This window comes from Pandoraea bronchicola (assembly GCF_902459805.1).
Lineage (GTDB): Bacteria > Pseudomonadota > Gammaproteobacteria > Burkholderiales > Burkholderiaceae > Pandoraea > Pandoraea bronchicola.
In genome coordinates this window covers 515,073-535,510 of the sequence record NZ_CABPST010000002.1, presented here as the reverse complement: position 1 = coordinate 535,510, position 20,438 = coordinate 515,073, and the positions used below count along the sequence as shown (strand labels likewise).

The window sequence follows — 20,438 nt, the reverse complement described above, 5'->3', positions numbered from 1 at the left end:
CTTCGGCTTTGCCTTTGTGACGCAAACGTGTCGATTGGGGAAAAAGTGTCGCCGCGCCGCGCGCATTGCTACAATGCCGCCACGCCACGGTTTGGTCCAAAACAGGCCGACCCGCTCACTCAACCGTTTTACCAAGGACGCGAGTTCAATCGCATGAATTATCCTCACCCGATCATTGCCCGCGAGGGCTGGCCCTTCCTGGGTATCGCCGTCGCCGTCGCGCTCGTCGTGCATTTCATGGCTGGCGTGTTTTGGGCCGCGCCGTTCTGGGTGATCGCCCTGTTTGTTCTGCAGTTCTTCCGTGACCCGCCGCGTCAGGTGCCGCAGCAGGCCGGCGCCGTGCTCTCGCCGGCCGATGGTCGCATCGTGGCCATCGAAACCACGCAGGACCCCTACGCAGGTCGTGAAGCGCTGAAGATCAGCGTGTTCATGAACGTCTTCAATGTTCACTCGAATCGTGCCCCGGTTGACGGCACGGTGACCAAGGTGGAATATTTCCCGGGGCGCTTTTTTAACGCCGATCTCGACAAGGCATCGCTCGAGAACGAGCGTAACGCGCTGGTGATCGATGTGGGTGGCCAGATCGTGACGAGCGTACAGGTCGCCGGGCTCATCGCACGCCGCATCCTGTGCTATGTGAAGCCGGGCGACACGCTCTCGCGTGGTCAGCGTTACGGCTTCATCCGATTCGGCTCGCGTGTCGACGTGTACCTGCCGCTGGGCTCGCGCCCGCGTGTGGCGATCGGCGACAAGGTGTCGGCCACCTCGACGATCCTCGCCGAGCTGTAAGCCAACCCCGTACCCCGAACTCCGGCCGCGAGCGGCGGCGCGACGTCAAGTCTTACGTCGCTGCGTCGCGGTTTGCAACTGCTTTCGCTTCTCGCGTTCCAATAGCGGTGATCCGTCGCGGGTTCGCCCGCAGTCTCAGCATCGTTAAGGAGGTACAGATGCCGGAAAACCATCGCGGCCGCTTGCGCAACAATGTCAGGCATCTCTCGCCATTCGGCCGTCACAAAAATCCATCAGCAGAGCCATCGATGAACGAAGACCACGACCAGGGTGTGGAGGACGATCTGCCGGTGCGCCCGCGCAACCGCGGTATCTATCTGCTGCCGAACGCATTTACGACGGCCGCGCTGTTCTGCGGCTTCTTTGCGATCGTGCAGGCGATGAACGACCGCTTCGAGCAGGCCGCTATCGCGATTTTCTTTGCCATGGTGCTCGATGGCATGGACGGGCGCGTGGCGCGCATGACCAACACGCAGAGCGCGTTCGGTGAGCAATACGATTCGCTCTCGGACATGACCTCATTCGGCGTCGCGCCGGCGCTGGTGATGTACGAATGGATTCTCCACGAGATCGGCAAGTGGGGCTGGCTCGCGGCGTTCGTCTACGTGGCGGGCGCGGCCTTGCGGCTCGCGCGCTTCAATACGAACATCGGCGTGGTCGACAAGCGCTTCTTCCAGGGGCTGGCGAGCCCGGCGGCGGCGGCGCTCATTGCCGGTTTCGTGTGGATTACGATCGACAACAAGTTGCCGGTGAACGTCTTCTGGATGCCTTGGGTGGCATTCGGTCTGACGATCTACGCCGGTATGTCGATGGTCTCGAATGCGCCGTTCTACAGCGGCAAGGCGCTTGACGTGCGCCAGCGTGTGTCGTTTGGTGTGGTGCTTCTGTTCATGGTCGGCTTCATTCTGGTGTCGTCCGATCCGCCGCTGGTGCTCTTCGGGCTGTTCTGCCTGTACAGCATTTCCGGCTATGTGCTCTGGGGCTTCCGCTTCCTCAAGGGCCGCCGGCAGCGCATTTTCGGCGAAGTCGACGAGTAAGTGAGTTGGCACAAGGGGCGTCTCGGTACGCCCCTTGTCACATCTGTCTGTCAGTGTTCTCAGGCGAGTCTGCACGGCGATGTTGTAGTCTTGCGAATGCAGGCTCAGAAGTACCCCCTGGCGCCGGGCATGTCGTGGTAAATCCGGCCGGTTCCGGCGCCGTTTCCGTTGTTCTACGTGACGAAGGAGAAATCATGGGCATTCTGGACTTCGTGAAAGAAGCAGGCGAAGCGCTTTTGGGCAACAAGGCGCAGGCCAGCGAGGCCCCTGCACCGGGCCCCGATGCGGACGAAGCCAATCGCGGCGCAGCCGATGCGATCGAGAACTACATCAAAACGCAGAATCTGGACGCGACCGGTCTGACCGTGACGTTCGACGGCGCTTCGCGCACCGTGACGGTGTTCGGCGTGGCCGCCGATCAGGCGACCAAGGAGAAGATCCTGCTTTGTTGTGGCAACGTGAAGGGCGTCGAGAAGGTGGACGACAAGATGTCGGTGTCGACGGCTTCGGCTGAGGCGACTTATCACACGGTGGAGAAGGGCGACACGCTGTCGGCCATCTCGAAAAAGGTCTACGGTGACGCCAACAAGTACAACACGATCTTCGAGGCCAACAAGCCAATGCTCTCCAGCCCCGACAAGATCTATCCGGGACAGGTGCTGCGCATTCCGCCACTCTGATTCTGCGCTCGTCTCGGGAACCTCGGCCCGGCCCTGCGCCGGGCTGTTTCGTTTGTGCAGCGCGCGCGGCGCCCGTGCCTGCACACGCCCGTCGGCATGCGCCTTGCGGCCCGCACCGCGCGTTGCGAAATCACCCGATTGCGACTATATTGGCGCTCATGATTTAAGGCGTCACCCCGGCTTCGGACCTTCCTCTCGCACCGCCAACGCTATGCCGCTCTGCAGCTTTCCCGCTTGCAGGCCGGCATGCCCGCAAGCGCGTCGCGCGCTGATTTCCTCCCGGTAGTTGCCCGCCCGTACGACGATCCTCGGCCTGTGCGGCGTGCGCCATGATGGAAGGCCTCTGGTGCAAAGGTGTCCTTCGGCACGCGGATGCGCCGCCTCAACACATCAAGAACAAACCGAACCCTACGAGATCCCCACAGGAGAAAGTCATGGCCGATAAGCTGATCATTTTCGATACGACCCTGCGCGACGGCGAACAGTCGCCGGGCGCGTCGATGACGCGCGATGAGAAGATTCGTATTGCCCGCCAACTCGAGCGTCTGCGTGTGGACGTCATCGAAGCGGGCTTCGCCGCCAGCTCGAATGGCGACTTCGAGGCCATCAAGGCCATCGCCGGCATCGTCAAGGACAGCACCGTCTGCTCGCTCGCGCGCGCCAACGATCGTGATATCGCCCGTGCCGCCGAGGCCCTAAAGGGGGCGAACTCGTCGCGTATTCACACGTTCATCGCCACGTCGCCGCTTCATATGGAGAAGAAGCTGCGCATGAGCCCGGATCAGGTGTTCGAACAGGCGAAGCTCGCGGTGCGGTATGCACGTCAGTTCACGGACAACATCGAATTCTCGCCGGAAGACGGTAGCCGATCGGACCTGGATTTCCTGTGCCGCGTGCTCGAAGCCGTTATCAGTGAAGGCGCGACGACCATCAACGTGGCCGATACCGTCGGCTACGGCGTGCCGGAACTCTACGGTCAGCTCGTGCGCACGCTGCGCGAGCGTGTGCCGAACTCGGACAAGGCCGTCTGGTCGGTTCACTGCCACAACGACCTCGGCATGGCGGTGGCGAACTCGCTCGCGGGGGTGAAATTGGGCGGTGCGCGTCAGATCGAGTGCACGATCAACGGTCTGGGCGAGCGCGCCGGCAATACGTCGCTCGAAGAAGTGGTGATGGCGCTCAAGACCCGCAAGGATTACTTCGGTCTGGAGCTGGGCATCGATACGACGCAGATCGTTCCGGCCTCGAAGCTCGTCTCGCAGATCACCGGTTTCAGCGTGCAGCCGAACAAGGCGGTGGTGGGGGCGAACGCGTTTGCCCACGCCTCGGGCATCCATCAGGACGGCGTGCTCAAGGCGCGCGACACCTACGAGATCATGCGTGCGGAAGATGTGGGCTGGACCGCCAACAAGATCGTGCTCGGCAAGCTCTCGGGCCGCAACGCGTTCAAGCAGCGTCTGCAGGAACTGGGCATCGAGATGGAGTCGGAGCAGGACGTTAATGCCGCGTTCACCCGCTTCAAGGAGCTGGCCGACCAGAAGTCCGAGATCTTCGATGAGGACATTCTGGCCATCGTCTCGAACGAAGCGCAGGCCGAAGGCGGCGAGCATTTCTATCTCGTGTCGATGGCGCAGCATTCCGAGACGGGCGAGCGTCCGAGTGCTCGTGTGGTGTTCACTGCGCAGGGTAAGGAGTTGGTCGGCGAAGCCGAAGGCAACGGCCCGGTTGACGCCGTGCTCAACGCCATCGAGTCGCAGGTGCAAAGCGGCGCCGAGCAACTGCTGTACTCGGTCAACGCGATCACGACCGGCACTCAATCGCAAGGTGAGGTGACGGTGCGTCTGTCGAAGGCCGGGCGCATTGTGAACGGCGTGGGCACGGACCCGGATATCGTGGCGGCATCGGCCAAAGCGTATCTGTCGGCGCTCAACAAGCTGTATTCGAAGGCTGAGAAGCTCAACCCGCAACTCACGCCGTAATGGACGCTGCGGCGATCGCATTGATAGCCGCGGTATCTGACGAAACGCCCGCATCCGGAAGTCCGGCGTGCGGGCGTTTTATTTCGGGCGGCGCCTGATGCGACGTCAGAACATGTTGTTGTCGCGCTTCTCGTGAAGCGGATCGGGGCTGACCTGCGTCGTTTTGACGATACCGTCAGGGTCGAAATAGAAGTTCATCATCGAGAACCAGACGTCGTCCTGCTTGAAGCGGTAGGTCCAGACTTCACGCTTCATGCGGGGAAAGTACGACGTCTCGACTGGCTCACCGAAGTGATGCAGCACGTCGGTTTTCGTCCACTTGTCGATTTCGACCTTGTTGAACTCCGGCGTCGAGAGCACTTGCGTGGTACCCAGCAGGCGGCCTTGGGCGTCGAAGTCAGCAGCGATGGTCTCTTCGCCGAACGGCTTGGTCGGGTACAGCCAGCGAGTGACGCCCGGGGCGAGCGGGTAGACCTCTTTGGGCTTGCCGAGTCGGGCCTGTACGTCGGCCTGCGACGCGCTCGGCGGCAATTGCTGCCACGGGGGCGTGAAACAGGCGCTCAGCGACAGGGCGAGTGCGCCGGCCGCGAACCAGCGCAGTGCCGCGACGGGGCGTATTGTCCCGGATGCGGTGGAAGTTTTCGGGATAGCGATGCCCGCGCGTGCCCGGGTCGAATGCTTCATGGATGGCCTCGCGTCAGTGAGAAATGGCGGAAACGGCCGCAGAGCGGCATGCCCATAGCATACTGCTGTGTGCCTCATCGCGGGGCGTCTCGGCTTGCCGCGTGGGGACCGGGACGTTATGATTCGCGCCGAAACAGTCAATGGGGCCTCGATGAAAGTTCAAGTCTTGCTGGCGCGCTCGTGCGCGGTGTTATGCGCTGTCGGCCTGTTGGCAGCGGCCGGTCTTGCGCAAGCGGCGCCGCCGATCCGCCTCGCCCTCATTGAGGGGATGAGCGGTCCTTTCGGCAATGCCGGCGCCATGGTCGAGCGTAATTTGCGCTTCGCCATCGACCGCGTGAACGCGCGCGGCGGGGTGAAGTTGCGCGATGGCGCCCATCCGCTCGAGTTGACGGTGTTCGACAGCAAAGGGAGTGTCGAAGATAGTCTGGTGCAGCTCAAGGCCGCCGGCGATCTCGGTATTCCCTTCGTCTTGCAGGGCAATAGCTCGGCCGTCGCGTCGGCGCTGATCGATGCCGTGAACAAACGCAACGCCCGCGAACCGGGACAGCGCATGCTGTTCTTCAATTACTCGGCCGTCGACACGGCGCTTACCAACGAGCAGTGCAGCTTCTGGCATTTTGCGTTCGACGCCAACGCTGCCATGCGTATGCAGGCGCTGACCGAAGCCATCAGGGACGACGCGAGCATCCAGAAGGTCTACCTGCTGAACCAGGATTACAGCTTCGGCCGGCAGGTCGCAGGGCTGGCCCGTCAGATGATCGGTGCGAAGCGTCCGGACATCCAGATCGTGGGCGAGCAGTTCAGCCCGGTCGGGCGCGTCAAGGATTTCACGCCTTATCTCGCGCGTATTCGCGCAGCGGGTGCCGATACGGTCGTGACGGGGAGTTGGGGCAACGATCTGACGCTACTCGTCAAGGCGGCTCGTGAGCAGGGGATGGAGCTCAAGTTCTACACGTTCTACGGCAATGCGCTCGGCGCGCCGGCGGCATTGGGCGAGGCGGGCGTGGGACGGGTGTATGCCGTGGCCGAGTGGCATCCGAACGTGGGTGGCGAGGCGTCGGACGCGTTCTACAAGGCGTTTCGTGCACGGTATCCCGAGGCGCGCGACGACTATCCGCTGCTGCGCATGAGCGTGATGATCGACATGATTGCCGCCGCGCTTGAGCAGGCTGGCACGATCGACGTGACGACAGTGGCGCGTGCGCTCGAGAATCGCCGGGTTCGTGAGGCCCCGGCAGATGCCTGGATGCGCCCGAACGATCATCAGATGATCGAGCCCTTGTATGTCTCCGTCATGCGCCGCGCGGGGGAGCCGGGTGTGAAGTTCGACAACGAAGGCTCGGGCTTCGGATTCAAGACGGTGATGGAATTGCCCGCGAGCAAGGTGTCGCTGCCCAGTACCTGCCGGATGGCTCGCCAGCGCTGACAAGGCGGGGCGGAGGAGGGCGCTGGATGGGCTGGACGTCAATTTGTCGTATTTTTCCGAATAATCGGTCGAAACGCTTCCGATTGTTTCGAAAATTTCCTGGTTTTCGATGCCAGAATCTGGCGGTCAGCCCCACCCGAGGCGGCGAAGCGTGGAAAAATGTGGCGCCTGGATACTAACTCCCGTATAATCGCGCACTTGCAGTTTTGTTTATGTGCGGCAACGCCGCGCGTGTTTTTGTAAGTTCACGGCACGGCCTTTCTTCCGTGACCGCGTGTATCCAAAGGAAATCAAATGACTGTCGCAAACACCAAGAAGTCGGACGTCGTGGCGCAATTCGCCCGCGCCGCCAACGATACCGGATCCCCCGAAGTGCAAGTTGCGTTGCTGACCACGCGCATCAACGAACTGACGCCGCACTTCAAGGCACACATGAAGGATCACCACAGCCGCCGCGGTCTGCTGCGCATGGTGAGCCGCCGCCGCAAGCTGCTCGATTACCTCAAGGGCAAGGATGCGGACCGCTACCGTGCCCTGATCGAGAAGCTGGGTCTGCGTAAGTAAGCGATTACGATTGCGACGAGATGCCTGTATCAGCGTGCTGATGCAGGCATTTTGTTTTTGGGCGCTGCCTGAAGAATGTCATGAGGACGTCTTTCAGGCCGTCAACCTGGCCGTTGTGCCGGGTTCCCGGAGTACGGGGCCTCGTCGGCAAGCAGGGCTTGTGTCATTCCAGGGTCGCCTCTGACACGCACGGCAACGCGCCGAGCAACGCTGGAATGGCATAACACTCCCCCCTGTAAGGCGTCGGGATCACCCCGGCAGCGATATCGCGCCGCTGCTGCATTCGCGCGATTCGATATAGGAGTGCAAATGTTCAATAAAGTCGTGAAGTCTTTCCAATGGGGACAAAACACGGTTCGCATGGAGACCGGTGAGATTGCCCGTCAGGCATCCGGTGCTGTGCTCGTCGACATGGACGATACCGTCGTGCTGGCCACGGTGGTTGGCGCCAAGAAGGCCAAAGCGGGTCAGGATTTCTTTCCGCTGACCGTCGACTATCTGGAAAAGACTTACGCCGCCGGCAAGATCCCGGGTGGCTTCTTCAAGCGTGAAGGCCGTCCGTCGGAAAACGAAACGCTGACGTCGCGTCTGATCGATCGTCCGATCCGTCCGCTGTTCCCGGAAGGCTTCTACAACGAAGTCCAGGTCGTGGTGCAGGTCGTCTCGCTGAACCCGGAAGTGCCGGCCGATATCCCGGCCCTGATTGGCGCTTCGGCCGCACTGGCGATCTCGGGTCTGCCGTTCAACGGCCCGGTCGGCGCTGCGCGCGTGGCCTATGTCGACAGCCAGTACGTGCTCAACCCGTCGCGCGAGCAGATCGCCAAGTCGAAGCTCGACCTGGTCGTCGCCGGTACGGAACAAGCCGTGCTGATGGTCGAATCGGAAGCACAGGAACTGCCGGAAGACGTGATGCTGGGCGCGGTGGTGTTCGGTCACGAGCAAATGCAAACGGCGATCAACGCCATTCACGACCTCGTGCGTGACGGCGGCAAGGCCGAGTGGGAATGGGCGCCGGCTGCCAAGAACGATGCGCTGATCGCACAAGTGACCGAGCTGGCCGAAGGCCCGCTGCGCGCCGCTTACCAGACGCGTGAAAAGCAAGCGCGTACGCAACAACTGCGTGCCGTGAACAGCGACGTCATCGCCAAGCTGGCTGAAGCTGCGAGCGCCAAGGGCGAAGCCGCGCCGGACGACATCGAAGTCGGCAATATCCTGTTCGATCTGGAAGCCAAGATCGTGCGTAGCCAGATTCTGGCTGGCGAGCCGCGTATCGACGGCCGCGACACGCGCACAGTGCGTCCGATCTCGATCCGCACCGGTGTTCTGCCGCGTGCTCACGGTTCGGCACTGTTCACGCGCGGCGAAACGCAGGCGCTCGTGGTGGCCACGCTGGGCACCAAGAGCGATGAGCAGATCATCGACGCGCTGCAAGGCGAGTATCGCGATCGCTTCATGCTGCACTACAACTTCCCGCCGTTCTCGACGGGGGAAACGGGCCGCGTGGGTTCGCCCAAGCGTCGCGAAATCGGTCACGGCCGTCTGGCCAAGCGCGCACTCGTCGCGTGCCTGCCGGGTGCCGATGATTTCGGCTACACCGTGCGTGTGGTGTCGGAAATCACCGAGTCGAACGGTTCGTCGTCGATGGCATCGGTGTGCGGCGGCAGCCTCGCCATGATGGACGCGGGGGTGCCGCTGACCTCGCCGGTCGCCGGTATCGCGATGGGCCTGATTCTCGATGGCAACAAGTTTGCCGTGCTGACCGACATCCTCGGCGACGAAGATCACCTGGGCGACATGGACTTCAAGGTGGCCGGTACGTCGAATGGCGTGACCGCACTGCAGATGGACATCAAGATCCAGGGCATCACGAAGGAAATCATGCAGGTCGCCCTGGCACAAGCCAAGGAAGGCCGTCTGCATATCCTCGACAAGATGACGCAAGCCCAGTCGGGCGTGCGTACGGAGCTGTCGGAATTCGCGCCGCGCATGGTCACCATCAAGATCAACCCGGAAAAGATCCGTGACGTGATCGGCAAGGGTGGTTCGGTGATCCGCGCACTGACGGAAGAAACCGGCACGAGCATCGATATCTCGGATGACGGCGTGGTGACGATCGCCAGCCCGAGCGCTGAGGGTATCGCCGAAGCGAAGCGTCGCATCGAGTTGATCACCGTGGAAGTCGAAGTCGGTCAGGTGTACGACGGCACCGTGCTGAAGCTGCTCGAGTTTGGCGCGATTGTCTCGGTGCTGCCGGGCAAGGATGGTTTGCTGCACATCTCCGAAATCGCCAACGAGCGTATCAAGGACATCAACGAGTACCTGAAGGAAGGTCAGCCGGTACGCGTGAAGGTGATCCAGCAGGACGACAAGGGCCGTCTGCGCCTGTCGCACAAGGCGCTCACCGACGAAGAGAAGCAGGGTGGCCCGGCGCTGGTCAAGCGCGAAGGCGACGCCCAGTAATTCCGGTGTCGGCATGACGCCTGGCGGTGTGCCTTGGGTGCGCCGCCAAGCCGAGGAAAAACGGCGGCTCTTCGGAGTCGCCGTTTTTTTATCCATCGCACGGATCGGCAAAATAATGCGGAAAAAATGCGAGAAGGGTATTTACAGGAAATGGGTTTGTCATTAGAATTTCATTTCTCTGTTCGGGGGGTATAGCTCAGCTGGGAGAGCGCTTGCATGGCATGCAAGAGGTCAGCGGTTCGATCCCGCTTACCTCCACCACGGATTCAGAGGCTTGGTTTTCAGGCTGTGTCGGACGAGCAAGATTCTTGCAAAAACGATGCAAAAAACTTGAAAATAAAGCTTCACAAGCGAAGAAATGTTGTTTAGAATGGCGTTCTTCGCGAAATGCAGTAAAGCGAAACAGACAAAGTTTTGACGATTTTGTCCCCTTCGTCTAGAGGCCTAGGACATCACCCTTTCACGGTGAGTACAGGGGTTCGAATCCCCTAGGGGACGCCAGAATTGGTGCCGGTAGCGAGTCGGTATCAGTTTGAAAATGCCAAGCAGTTGGTGGCGTAAAGCCCGCTGAAAGTTAGGCGGGTTTTTTTGTCGGTTTTGGAGCGGTAGTTCAGTTGGTTAGAATACCGGCCTGTCACGCCGGGGGTCGCGGGTTCGAGCCCCGTCCGCTCCGCCAAAACCTACGAAGTTCGGTAATATGCGCGTGAAAACGCGGCAATGCCGGACAACTAGCAGGAAAGCAAAGTGAGTCACATCACAATGCTGCAGCAAGTTTGGAGCGGTAGTTCAGTTGGTTAGAATACCGGCCTGTCACGCCGGGGGTCGCGGGTTCGAGCCCCGTCCGCTCCGCCAAACGAAGAAAGCCCAGGCTGATGCCTGGGCTTTTTTTATCTCTCGACGCTCGTCTTTCGAGGCCTTGCAATGGGGCTTTCAGAGCGCTCCGATACGGTTGTCATTCCTATTGATGTCGCTTCAACAATGCGTGCGGAATTTTCGCGCTATTTTTGAGGAATTCGCAATTCATATGCATTGTGATCTTGCGATAGCAGGGCGAGGCAGATGTTTCAGCCGCAACGCCCTGAATCTGCCAGGTCAGCGCACGAGGCAAGGTCGCTTCGGATCGAATTTCCAGTCTGGAGTCAGGTATTGCATGGCGACGCTGTCGTCGCGCGCACCGAGGCCGTGTTCGAGGTATAGGGCGTGAGCGGCTTCTACCGCCTCCATGTCGAGCGTGACACCGAGGCCCGGCAGGGTTGGCACCTGAACGTTGCCGCCCACGATTTGCAACGGATTCCTGGTGAGGTATTGGCCGTCTTGCCAGATCCAGTGCGTGTCGATGGCGGTGATCCTGCCGGGGGCTGCTGCCGCCACGTGGGTGAACATCGCGAGCGAGACGTCAAAGTGATTGTTCGAGTGTGAGCCCCATGTCAGCCCCCAGTCGTGACACATTTGCGCGACGCGTACGGAGCCCTGCATCGTCCAGAAGTGCGGATCGGCCAAGGGGATGTCGACCGACTGCAATTGAATCGCGTGGCCCATCTGACGCCAGTCCGTCGCAATCATGTTGGTCGCCGTTGGCAGGCCTGTGGCGCGTCGAAACTCGGCCATGACTTCACGGCCGGAATAGCCATTCTCCGCGCCGCAGGGGTCTTCGGCATAGGCGAGCACGTCGTGCTTGTCGCGGCATAGTCGCACCGCCTCGGCAAGCGACCATGCGCCATTCGGGTCGAGCGTCACGCGTGCCTGCGGGAAACGCTTGGCGAGCGCCGTAACTGCTTCGATTTCGGCATCGCCATCGAGCACGCCGCCTTTGAGTTTGAAGTCCTGGAAGCCGTAGCGAGCGTGGGCGGCCTCAGCGAGACGCACAACGGCATCGGGCGTCATGGCGGCTTCCGTGCGCACGCTTTCCCATTCGTCGCGCGCGGTGTGATTGTCTGCGTACGGCAGGTCGGTGGCGCGGCGATCGCCGATGAAGAACAGGTAGCCGAGCATGGCGACTTCGCTGCGCTGCTGTCCTTCGCCCAACAATGCCGCCACCGGCACCTCAAGATGCTGGCCCAGTAAGTCGAGCAATGCCGCTTCGAGTGCCGTCACTGCGTGAATGGTCGTGCGCAGATCGAACGTCTGCAGCCCGCGCCCACCTGAATCGCGATCAGCGAAAACGCGTCGTATCTTCCCGAGAATTGCCTGAATGTTCGCGACCGACTGGCCCGCCACGTAGGGACGTGCGTCTTCAAGTGTCTTGCGAATGGCTTCGCCGCCGGGCACCTCGCCTACGCCCGTGTGACCGGCGCTGTCCCGAAGGATGATCAGGTTGCGCGTAAAGAAGGGGCCGTGCGCGCCGCTCAGGTTCAGCAGCATGCTGTCGCGGCCAGCGACGGGAACAACGCGCAGATCGGTAACGATGGGGGTTCGGTTCATGGCAGGTGGGCGTAGATCAGACCAAAGGAAAGGCGTCTCGTGACATGCAATTTGTTGTATGTCGTCAGACAACATTCTATGGAAAGTTCTTGCGAATGCCTTTGCGGGTTTACCCGTTTTCGTGATGGCGGCTGAATTTTATCGAGTTGGGCGACCGCTGCCGGTGAGGGGCACATTCGCAATAGTTGACCATATGTTGTCGTACAACACGTGATCTGCGGGACCCGGATCGTTCAAGTTCAGGCCCGATAGCCTGAAACCGCGTGCCACCGATGGAGGCGCTCTTGCGTCACGCGGGGATCTGCGGGCGGTCTTGTGGATCGACGCAGTGCTGAAGCCAATCTATGAACGTTGCGAGGCGCGGCGTCTTGTCCGTCTCCCGGCATAGCGTGTGATACGGCGGGCCCTCGAGGGTGACTTTGTCGTCGAACAGTGTGACGAGTTGTCCGCTTTCCAGTTCGTGGCGTACGACCCCGCGCGGCGCGAGACAGACACCGAGACCGCTCACGGCGGCGCGCAGCGACAGCAGGAATTCGTCGAAGAACGTGCCGCGCAAGGTTTCGCTGACGTTGACCTCGGCGCAGTGAAACCAGTACTGCCACGCTTGCGGCATCCCTGCGTAATGCAGCAACGGTGCGCCGAGCAGGTCGGCCGGCGCATGCAGCGTTGCCCGCATCGGATGCGCGGGTGCACACACCGCCACGGCTTCGTTGCGCATCAAGGGGTGGCTGGTGAAGCCGCGCCGGCGCAACTCCGGCGTGTAGCGTCGGATAACGATATCGCTCGTGTCGTCCAGATGAACGACGTTGTGATCCGGTGTCGCGACAATCTCGACCGGGATGTCCGGATGCGTCTCGCGAAAGCGTGGGAGTCGCGGAAGCAGCCAGGTGTGCAGAAAGGACGTCGACGCATTCACGCGCAATGGCATGTCTGCGGTTGGGTTCAGCATCTGCTCGGTCGCCTCGGTGAGCCGACCCAGGCAGGCGGAAACATCGGTCCAGTAGTGACGTCCGCGAACCGTGAGGCGAATTGTCCGGCCGTCGCGCTCGAAGAGCTTTTGCCCCAGGAAATCTTCGAGTACCCGGATCTGTTGAGCGACGGCGCTTTGTGTCACGTTAAGCGCTTCGGCTGCCAGCGTCAGGCTGTTCAGGCGACCGGCGGCTTCGAAGCTGCGCAGGGCATTGAGCGGTGGCAATCGGCGCATGGTGGAACCTTGAAGAACGGCTAATACGTTGGCAAAAATTACTCGTTTGTCGCTGACGACGCGGGTTCCTATTATAGGAGCGCACTTTATCTCTCTGACCTTGCTTGCGCCTTCGTCGTCTTGTCTTATGCGTCTTCACATTGCTTTCATTGCCCTTTTGCCGCCTGCCCCTTTGCCGCCTGCCCCTTTGTCAGTTCTGATTGCGGCGCTGGGGGTTGTGATGGCGCTTGGCGCATGTGCTGGCCCGCCGGCGAATGAACGGGAAACCGGCAGCGCGGGGCAACTGTTTCGCTACAGTTCACGGCAGGTGAGCGTTGATCTTACCGATGCCCAGCGTGAAACGCTCAGGTCGCTGCGTGACCGCCGGTTCGCGGAATCGACCTCCGCGCAGATGCTCGACGCCATTGCGGCCACCCTGTCGAAACAAGGCTTCGCTCCCGTGACGGTCGATCGGGACACTGAGGTTGTCGAAGCGGAACGCCATACGGTGTTGGTGCCGAAGTGGCGGGAGATATTGCGCGGTGCGTTGAAGTCGCGTATCGGCGGCCTGCCGGCCAAGCCCGATCATGAGCGCCTCGCTGCCATCGTCGCGGTGCGTCCTGCGGGGGAGGTGAGGGGGCTGCTGGTGCGTGTACGCTTCGACCGCACGGTCTGGGACAGCAACGGCGACGCCCGCACGGAGACGGTGCTGGAGCGCGATGTTTACGACGGCTTCTTTGCCGGCATCGACACATCACTCAAGGGTGGCGCAAACCCCTCGCAATAGTCTGACGAATGGCGTTGCTGCCTGGATGACCCGCGGCGTCATTGCACCTTGACCCGCACCACCCAGCGCAGATAGAGCAGCAAACCGACGGCGGCGATGGCGATGCTCGCGGTGTTGGCGAACCAGAAGCCTGCTGCGCCATACAACCACGCGGGTGTCAGACCCCCGACGTCGAAGCCCAGTACATACCCGCCTCCCAGGCCGACGCCCCAAAGCGATACCGCATAGATGATGGTCGGTACGATCGCCACCTTCCATGCGCGCAGCACGAAAACGGCATTCACTTGCAGGGCGTCGAACACATGGTAGAACGCGACGATGGCCAGCAAGGGCGTGGCGACCATGGCGACCTGCGGATCGGAGGTGTAAGCCGCAAGAATCAACGGGCGGCAGAACCACATGAGGGCGGCCAGTGCCAGGCCCAGCGTGCCGGCAAACTCGACTCCCCGGCGTCCGATCAGACGTGCCAGCGGGAAGTCTCGCGAACCGATGGCCTGCGCGGTGAGGGTTGCCGTGGCAATGGCAATCGACATCGGCAGCATGTACATGAGGGCGCCGAGGTTTGCGGCGATCTGATGGCCGGCGAGCGTTACATCGCCCAGGCGAGCGATGAAAATTGCCATGAACGAGTAAGCCGTCACCTCAATCAGATAGCTCAGCCCCATCGGCACACCCAGCTTGAGCAGCGCGCGAATGGCCCGCCAGTGCGGCCAGCAGAATCGGGTAAAGATGCCGAACTCGCGCAGCGTCGCATGACGTGCCATCAGCATGAGTCCCAGCGCGCACGACACCCAGTTGATGGCGGTCGTTGCGATGGCGCAGCCTGTACTGCCCAGCGCCGGAATCCCCAACCGCTCGACGCCGTAAATCAGCGCAAGATTCAGCGGCACTTTCAGCGCAAGCCCTGTCACCTGAATGATCATGACGATGCGAGGCTGGGCCACGGCCGTCGACAGCGACGAGTACACGCGAAAGAGCAGGGCGGCGGGCAGACCGAACGCCAGAATTTCCAGATAGGCACTCGCGCGGGCTTCGAGTTCGGGTGTCGCTTCGGAGAGTTGCAGAATGAACTGCGGATGCGACAGGAGGAGAAAGCCCGGCAAGGCCAGGAACAAGGCGAGCCAGAACGCCTGACGAACTTCTTCGCCAATGGCTTGACGCTCGCCCGCGCCAAAGCGCTGCGCCACAATCGGGGAGAGCGCGACGAGAATACCCATCAGGCCGACATACACGGTGATGTAGATCGACCCGCCGAGCGCGAGCGACGCGAGATCGAACGCCGATGCGCGGCCGACCATCGCCGTGTCCATCACCCCGAAGGCGATGACGGCCAACTGGCCGATCAGAACCGGCCAGGCCAGCCCGGCAATGCGTTTGATGTCATGCCACATGGCGCGAGGCGATTAGCGCGGACGTGCGGCGCGACGCCACGGACGCTCTTGCAATACATAGAGGCGGAAGCGCTCGTCGCGGTCAGCCGCACGTCGGCCTTCCCAAAGCTGGCGCCATTCATACGGTGCGAGCGACAGCGGCTCACTGTAATCCTGCGAGTCCTGACGCAGCAGCACGTCGCAATCGTCGTTGGCCGAGCCGAAGCGCATCTTGCCGAAGTAGGCGAACGATGCGAGCTGAGCGTCACCCACCCGTGCTGTGCGAATGCAGGTGTAATCCGCCGGCAGATGCGAGGCAATCTGTGCGGCCACGTCGCGGTACGTTCTGCCGTAGTTGACGACCGGTAACCAGAGCGTCATGAGCAGCACCCACATGAGGGTGGTGCCGCCGGACGATAACACCACACTGCGCCACAGCACCTTCGGGCTGCGCGATACGCGCCACGCCACCAGCGCGACCCAGGCGCCCGTCACGAGCAGGGCGCTGAATAGCGTGATCCAACTGAATTCGGGTTCGAAGCCGGGGACAAGGCGCCGGAGGTTGCGCGCCGTCGACGCCGGAAAACCGGTAATGCCCGCCAGCCAGACGATCCAGACGAAGCCGGCCAGCACGGTAAACGACAGCACGGCAAACCAGTCGATGGCGTTGACCGTGCCGCGCTTGAGTGTGGGCAGGCCGAAGGCGGCAATGATGGACAGCGCGGGCAACGCGAGCATGAAGAGCTGGTTGCCCTGATGTGCCTGCAGCACGATCAGGACAAGAATCGCGATGGTAAATGCCAGGGCGATCGCGATGTGCGGTGCCCGCCGCATGCCGCGCCACGAGTACAGCGACCACGCGGCGAGCGGCCATGCGGGCCAGGCGAACAGGGCAAGGTTCTTGGCAATATAGCTGAGCGAGTTCAGCGTTGGGCCGCTGAATGCGTCTACGCCAATATCTGCCCATTCGCCGAGCCAGCGTCGCGCGCCGTCCGCAAATTTGAGGGCAGCGAGTGGCCACGTGCAGGCGATGAGCAGCGTGATCGGCGTGGAGATCAGCAGCAACATGCGCAAGGGCAGGGCCCGGCACACCACGGCGGTCGCGATGCCGGCGATCCAGAGCGAGAGTGTCATCAGCGGCGACGACGCGAGCGCCATGCCACCTAGCGCGAGCCCGAACCACACGGCGCCTTGGCGCGGCTTGTCGAGGCTGCGCACGAGACCGTAGATGGCCATCGAGATGAGCGTGAGCTGTCCGACGGCCGATGTCGTTTCATGGCCGCGTTCCGCCAGTCCGAAGCAGGCGAGCAGAATCAGCAGCGCGCCGTCGGCGAGCGTGCGGCCATAGTCGCGCGGCTCGGGTTCGCCGCCGAACGCATATTTGAACGGTTGCACTTCCGGGCGGCGGCCAAGCAGGTAGGTGCCGTACCAGAGGAACGTGCAGGTGATGTAGAAGCAAAGGCCGGTGACGATGCGCGCGGCGTCGGGCGCGTCGAGCCACGAGAACGCGCGAATGGCGAGCGCACCGAGCCACGAGACGAGCGGGCCGCTGTCGTAGATGGGTTTTCCGGCGATGTTCGGCAGCAACCAGTCGGACAACTGGCCGTGCGCCATCGTCCACATGACGCCGAAGCCGGCAGCATCTTCGTTCTTCCACGGGTCGCGACCGAACAACCCCGCCAGCACATAGATGACACAAATGGCGATCAGCAGCGAACGCGGTAGCGCGCTGGTGGCGGAGGCGGTGATGCGAACTCGTTTCATAGGCCGGACGACAGGACCGGCACGGCGGCCGGATCGGGAAGACTCAGGGAGTGAGCCGGGACTGGCTCTGGGGTGAAGCCTGGGGCGAAACTCTGGGCAACGCTACGGGAAAACGCAGGGAAACCGGAAAAGCCGACAGTATGACAGTAACCGGTGTGGTGGCGCAGGCCAGACCCAACAAAAAAGGGCAGCCTGAGCTGCCCCTTTCCGATGCTTTCTGCAACGCTGGGGTGTTGACCCTGATGCGCTGGCCCGCCAGTGTCTGCCGGGCCCCGCATTGCGTTGTTTGGCGCGTCGCCTGAAAAACTTAGGCGACCTTGCCGCCGGCGCGGTTGCCGAACTTCTGGCGGAACTTGTCGACGCGGCCAGCCGTGTCCATGATGCGCTGTTCGCCGGTGTAGAAGTTGTGCGAAGCCGACGACGTTTCGATCTTCACGAGCGGGTAGGTCTTGCCATCCTTCTCGGCGGTTTCCTTGGTGTGGATCGTCGAGCGGGTGATGAATTCGAAGTCGACGCCGGGCGTCATGTCACGGAACAGGACTTCGCGGTAATCCGGGTGGATGCCTTCTTTCATGATGTACCTTGGGTTAAGTCGGTAGCCAGTCTGCGCGGGAGGACGTTCGCCTGGGTTGATTGCCCCAGAAGGCGCCCCGTTGGCCCGCTAACGCCGTCACTGTCATGCGACTGGGAAGGCGTCAACCACTTTCCGGGTGAGTAAAACGCGCATTATGCCATGAAAACAATGACTTTCGCAAAGTTTTCATGGGGTTGTGGCGGGCGCGGGAGGCGCGCCGGTCCTGGGCCTGCCGCCAGTGCCGGGCGCCGCTGCCGGATCTTGCAGGAAATATCGGGAAAACAGCGTGTAAAGGGCCGGATACTCGTCGCGGAAAGCCTCCGGGGCGACAAAAAATGCCTCGGCACACACCGCGAAGAATTCCGACTCGTGCTCGCTGGCGTAGGGGTCGAGGAGCGATGTCGAGGCGAAGGCATCCCAGTGGGCATCGGGGACATTCGCCACGTGGTGGCAGAACTCTTCGTACGCAGGGTCGAAGACATCGCACCAGGCTTGCGGCGTCAAATCGCCATGCAGGCGCCGCAGCATCGGCGGCACGCCGTCTGCGTCGCCGCCTTCCATGTCCAGCTTGTGGACGAACTCGTGGATCACGACGTTGTACGCCAGCACATCGCTTGCCTGCACGTCCTGCCATGACAGGACCACCGGACCGCCTTCCCAGGCTTCGCCGCTCGCTTCCTGCGCGACGTCGTGGACCACGCCAGCCTCGTCCTGCACGGTCTTGCGGATCAGGAACTCGCCCGGATACAGCACGATGCCCGTCCATCCGCGATACAACGCGCTCGGCAGGTTGAGAATCGGCAGGCAGGCCTGCGCGGCCACCGACACGCACATCGCTTCGGTCAGCGGCAGATCGTGTGCGGTCGAGAAGTGCTTGCGGGACAGAAAATCGTTTGCGAGTCCGCGGAGCTTGTCCAGCTCGGCCGGGCTGCGGCGCGCGAGGAATGGCAGCGCGTTCACGACCTCATACCAGAGGGCGTCGCCGATGGCCGGGCGCGGGGGCGAAAGCCGGAGGCGGGCAAGCAGGGTCTTGAGCATGACGAACGTAGACGGAAATTAGACGCCGCGGCGACGGATCGCGCGGCGCATTCGTGCACTAGTAGCGCATCGATTCTAATTTAGCTGCTTTTGAATTGCCGCAAAGATCGCACCACACAGCGCGACGATGGCAATGAAGTGAAAGTCGTCGATGAACGACAGGAAGGCTGCCTGCCGCTGAATCATCTGGGCGATTTGGGCGAGTGCGGCGCCGTGTGCCTGCGAGGCCGCAACGCCGGCATGCGTAAGTGCATTGGCGAGGGTGTCGAGCGTCTGCGTGAAGATCGGATTGAACGGATTGGCCGCTTCCGTCAGGCGAGTGCGGTGCAGCGCTTCGCGATGCTGATCGAACGCCACGATGGTTGACACGGCGAACGAGCCGGACAACTGGCGCAGGATGTTCTTCAGCCGGTAGCCATGCACGAAGCTCTCGTGATCGAAGGTGCGAAATGTCAGGTTGGCGACCGGCAGCACGGTAAAGATGCCGAACACGGCCTTGAGGGCGAGAACGCCATAGAGCTGCGATTGACCGGCATTGGGCGGCATGGCCCCGAGCCACAGGCTGGTGGCGATGGTCATCGCGAAACCGCTTACGATCAACAGCTTCTTGTGCGTAATGAACCTGGCGACGCGAAAGTAAGCCAGCAGCAGCAAGACGGTGAGCAGCGCGGAATAGCCGAGCAATTGGCCGGTGCGCTCGACCGTGAAGCCAAGCCCTTGCTCGAGCATGCGCGGCATCAGATAGCTTTGTGTGTTCGCCAGATAGTAGTAAGCGGCGTACAGCACCAGTCCGACCTGAAACTCCCGTCGGCGTAGCGATTGCAGGCGGATGAACGGAGTCGGATGTTGCCACTGGTGATAGCCGAACCACACAAGGGCGCCCACGCCCGCAACCGTCAGCAGCGGCAACCACGGCGTTTGCAGCCACAGCGAGTAGCGCATCTCCTGAAGCACGACCTGAAATGCGCCCATCGCCAGCGCAAATGCCATGAACGGCGCGAATGGGTAGCTGCCACCGGTGACGCGATCGCGCAGACGACCCACGTCGGGGACAGAGAACCAGGCCAGACCCGCGAGCAGCACGGCGGGCGGTGCGGTGCACAGGAACAGCGTGCGCCAGGTGTATTCGGAGACGAGCAGTCCGCCGATGAGCGGGGCGGCGGCCGAGCCGGTGAACAGTAGCAGGGCAAACGTCTGCACGGTCTTGCCGCGACGCTCTGGCGGTACGCTCACTTGCGCGAGGATGCGGCACGAGCTCATCCAGCTTCCCGCACAAAAGCCCTGGCAGGCCCGGGCGATCACCAGCTGTGCCACGCTTTCACTCGTCCCCGCGAGGATGGCCCCGCAGGCGTAAAGCAGCAGTGACGCCGTCAGATACCGCCGATACCCGATGCGTTCGACGAACCATTGCTGCTTGAGAATGGCGAGGACTGACGCAATGCCGTAGGCGGTCGTCATCCACACGAATTCTTTGGGGGATGCGTCCACGCCGCCCGAGACGTAGACGGCGAAGTAGACAAGCAGCGCGTTCTCGAAGAACTCGAGCCCCGGGATCAGGCCGAGCGCGTAGCGGTACGCCTCGATACGCATCGGCCGCAGCGGGTCGGATGGGGGCGATGCGGCGGAACCGGTCGGCGGAGCGGCGGAGGTCATGACGAGCGACGGGAGGGCGAAGTTCGTTG

General features: G+C 62.1%; 16 protein-coding genes and 4 tRNA genes. 12 read left to right on the top strand and 8 right to left on the bottom strand.

Annotated elements, in window-relative coordinates:
• Nucleotides 1-153 precede the first annotated feature (153 nt).
• The 4 genes from PBR20603_RS06550 to PBR20603_RS06535 all read left to right on the top strand — a co-directional run bounded on the left by PBR20603_RS06550 (nt 154) and on the right by PBR20603_RS06535 (nt 4,485).
• Nucleotides 154-789, top strand: coding sequence for a phosphatidylserine decarboxylase (locus tag PBR20603_RS06550; RefSeq protein ID WP_010806089.1), 636 nt, complete (start codon nt 154-156; stop codon nt 787-789).
• 158 nt (nt 790-947) lie between these two features.
• Complete coding sequence (locus PBR20603_RS06545; RefSeq protein ID WP_150558714.1) at nt 948-1,826, top strand: CDP-alcohol phosphatidyltransferase family protein; 879 nt, start codon at nt 948-950, stop codon at nt 1,824-1,826.
• 194 nt (nt 1,827-2,020) lie between these two features.
• Nucleotides 2,021-2,506: a peptidoglycan-binding protein LysM gene (gene lysM / locus PBR20603_RS06540; protein WP_150558713.1), complete on the top strand. Its 486-nt coding sequence runs from the start codon at nt 2,021-2,023 to the stop codon at nt 2,504-2,506.
• A 434-nt stretch (nt 2,507-2,940) separates the two neighbouring features.
• Nucleotides 2,941-4,485, top strand: coding sequence for a 2-isopropylmalate synthase (locus tag PBR20603_RS06535; RefSeq protein WP_150558712.1), 1,545 nt, complete (start codon nt 2,941-2,943; stop codon nt 4,483-4,485).
• A 105-nt stretch (nt 4,486-4,590) separates the two neighbouring features.
• Here the strand turns inward: PBR20603_RS06535 and PBR20603_RS06530 are convergent, their stop codons facing one another.
• Nucleotides 4,591-5,169, bottom strand: a complete 579-nt coding sequence (locus PBR20603_RS06530; RefSeq protein ID WP_246174424.1) for a hypothetical protein — start codon at nt 5,167-5,169, stop codon at nt 4,591-4,593.
• Between the two features lie 151 nt (nt 5,170-5,320).
• Here PBR20603_RS06530 and PBR20603_RS06525 point away from each other — a divergent pair, with 151 nt between their 5' ends.
• From PBR20603_RS06525 to PBR20603_RS06495, 7 genes are all read left to right on the top strand, one after another.
• Entirely contained in the window at nt 5,321-6,595 is a 1,275-nt protein-coding gene (locus PBR20603_RS06525; protein WP_150558711.1) for a branched-chain amino acid ABC transporter substrate-binding protein, read from the top strand.
• A 294-nt stretch (nt 6,596-6,889) separates the two neighbouring features.
• A complete protein-coding gene (gene rpsO, locus PBR20603_RS06520; RefSeq protein WP_150558710.1) occupies nt 6,890-7,159 on the top strand; it encodes a 30S ribosomal protein S15 in 270 nt (89 codons plus the stop codon).
• Between the two features lie 303 nt (nt 7,160-7,462).
• A complete protein-coding gene (gene pnp / locus PBR20603_RS06515) occupies nt 7,463-9,619 on the top strand; it encodes a polyribonucleotide nucleotidyltransferase (protein ID WP_150558709.1) in 2,157 nt (718 codons plus the stop codon).
• Nucleotides 9,620-9,804: 185 nt separating this feature from the next.
• Nucleotides 9,805-9,880 (top strand) — tRNA-Ala (locus PBR20603_RS06510).
• Nucleotides 9,881-10,044: 164 nt separating this feature from the next.
• Nucleotides 10,045-10,120, top strand: a tRNA-Glu gene (locus PBR20603_RS06505).
• A gap of 98 nt (nt 10,121-10,218) precedes the next feature.
• Nucleotides 10,219-10,295: transfer RNA gene (locus PBR20603_RS06500), tRNA-Asp, on the top strand.
• Between the two features lie 99 nt (nt 10,296-10,394).
• Nucleotides 10,395-10,471: transfer RNA gene (locus tag PBR20603_RS06495), tRNA-Asp, on the top strand.
• 240 nt (nt 10,472-10,711) lie between these two features.
• On the opposite strand, the gene gudD is transcribed toward PBR20603_RS06495, so the two are convergent.
• A complete protein-coding gene (gudD, locus tag PBR20603_RS06490) occupies nt 10,712-12,040 on the bottom strand; it encodes a glucarate dehydratase (RefSeq protein ID WP_150558708.1) in 1,329 nt (442 codons plus the stop codon).
• 289 nt (nt 12,041-12,329) lie between these two features.
• On the bottom strand, nt 12,330-13,244 hold the full coding sequence (locus tag PBR20603_RS06485; protein ID WP_150558707.1) for a LysR substrate-binding domain-containing protein: 915 nt from the start codon (nt 13,242-13,244) through the stop codon (nt 12,330-12,332).
• A gap of 187 nt (nt 13,245-13,431) precedes the next feature.
• Between PBR20603_RS06485 and PBR20603_RS06480 the strand changes: the two genes are divergently transcribed.
• Nucleotides 13,432-14,010 (top strand): hypothetical protein, encoded by a 579-nt coding sequence (locus PBR20603_RS06480; RefSeq protein WP_246174423.1) that lies wholly within the window; start codon nt 13,432-13,434, stop codon nt 14,008-14,010.
• Between the two features lie 38 nt (nt 14,011-14,048).
• On the opposite strand, the gene PBR20603_RS06475 is transcribed toward PBR20603_RS06480, so the two are convergent.
• The 5 genes from PBR20603_RS06475 to PBR20603_RS06455 all read right to left on the bottom strand — a co-directional run bounded on the left by PBR20603_RS06475 (nt 14,049) and on the right by PBR20603_RS06455 (nt 20,409).
• On the bottom strand, nt 14,049-15,401 hold the full coding sequence (locus PBR20603_RS06475; protein WP_150558706.1) for an MATE family efflux transporter: 1,353 nt from the start codon (nt 15,399-15,401) through the stop codon (nt 14,049-14,051).
• A gap of 12 nt (nt 15,402-15,413) precedes the next feature.
• Nucleotides 15,414-17,144, bottom strand: coding sequence for an ArnT family glycosyltransferase (locus PBR20603_RS06470; RefSeq protein WP_150558705.1), 1,731 nt, complete (start codon nt 17,142-17,144; stop codon nt 15,414-15,416).
• A 307-nt stretch (nt 17,145-17,451) separates the two neighbouring features.
• Nucleotides 17,452-17,718 carry a type B 50S ribosomal protein L31 gene (locus PBR20603_RS06465; protein WP_042116510.1) on the bottom strand — a complete coding sequence of 89 codons (267 nt, stop codon included), beginning with the start codon at nt 17,716-17,718 and terminating at the stop codon, nt 17,452-17,454.
• A 186-nt stretch (nt 17,719-17,904) separates the two neighbouring features.
• Complete coding sequence (locus PBR20603_RS06460; RefSeq protein ID WP_150558704.1) at nt 17,905-18,756, bottom strand: M90 family metallopeptidase; 852 nt, start codon at nt 18,754-18,756, stop codon at nt 17,905-17,907.
• Between the two features lie 75 nt (nt 18,757-18,831).
• Nucleotides 18,832-20,409 carry an MFS transporter gene (locus PBR20603_RS06455; protein WP_150558703.1) on the bottom strand — a complete coding sequence of 526 codons (1,578 nt, stop codon included), beginning with the start codon at nt 20,407-20,409 and terminating at the stop codon, nt 18,832-18,834.
• Between the last annotated feature and the right edge of the window lie 29 nt (nt 20,410-20,438).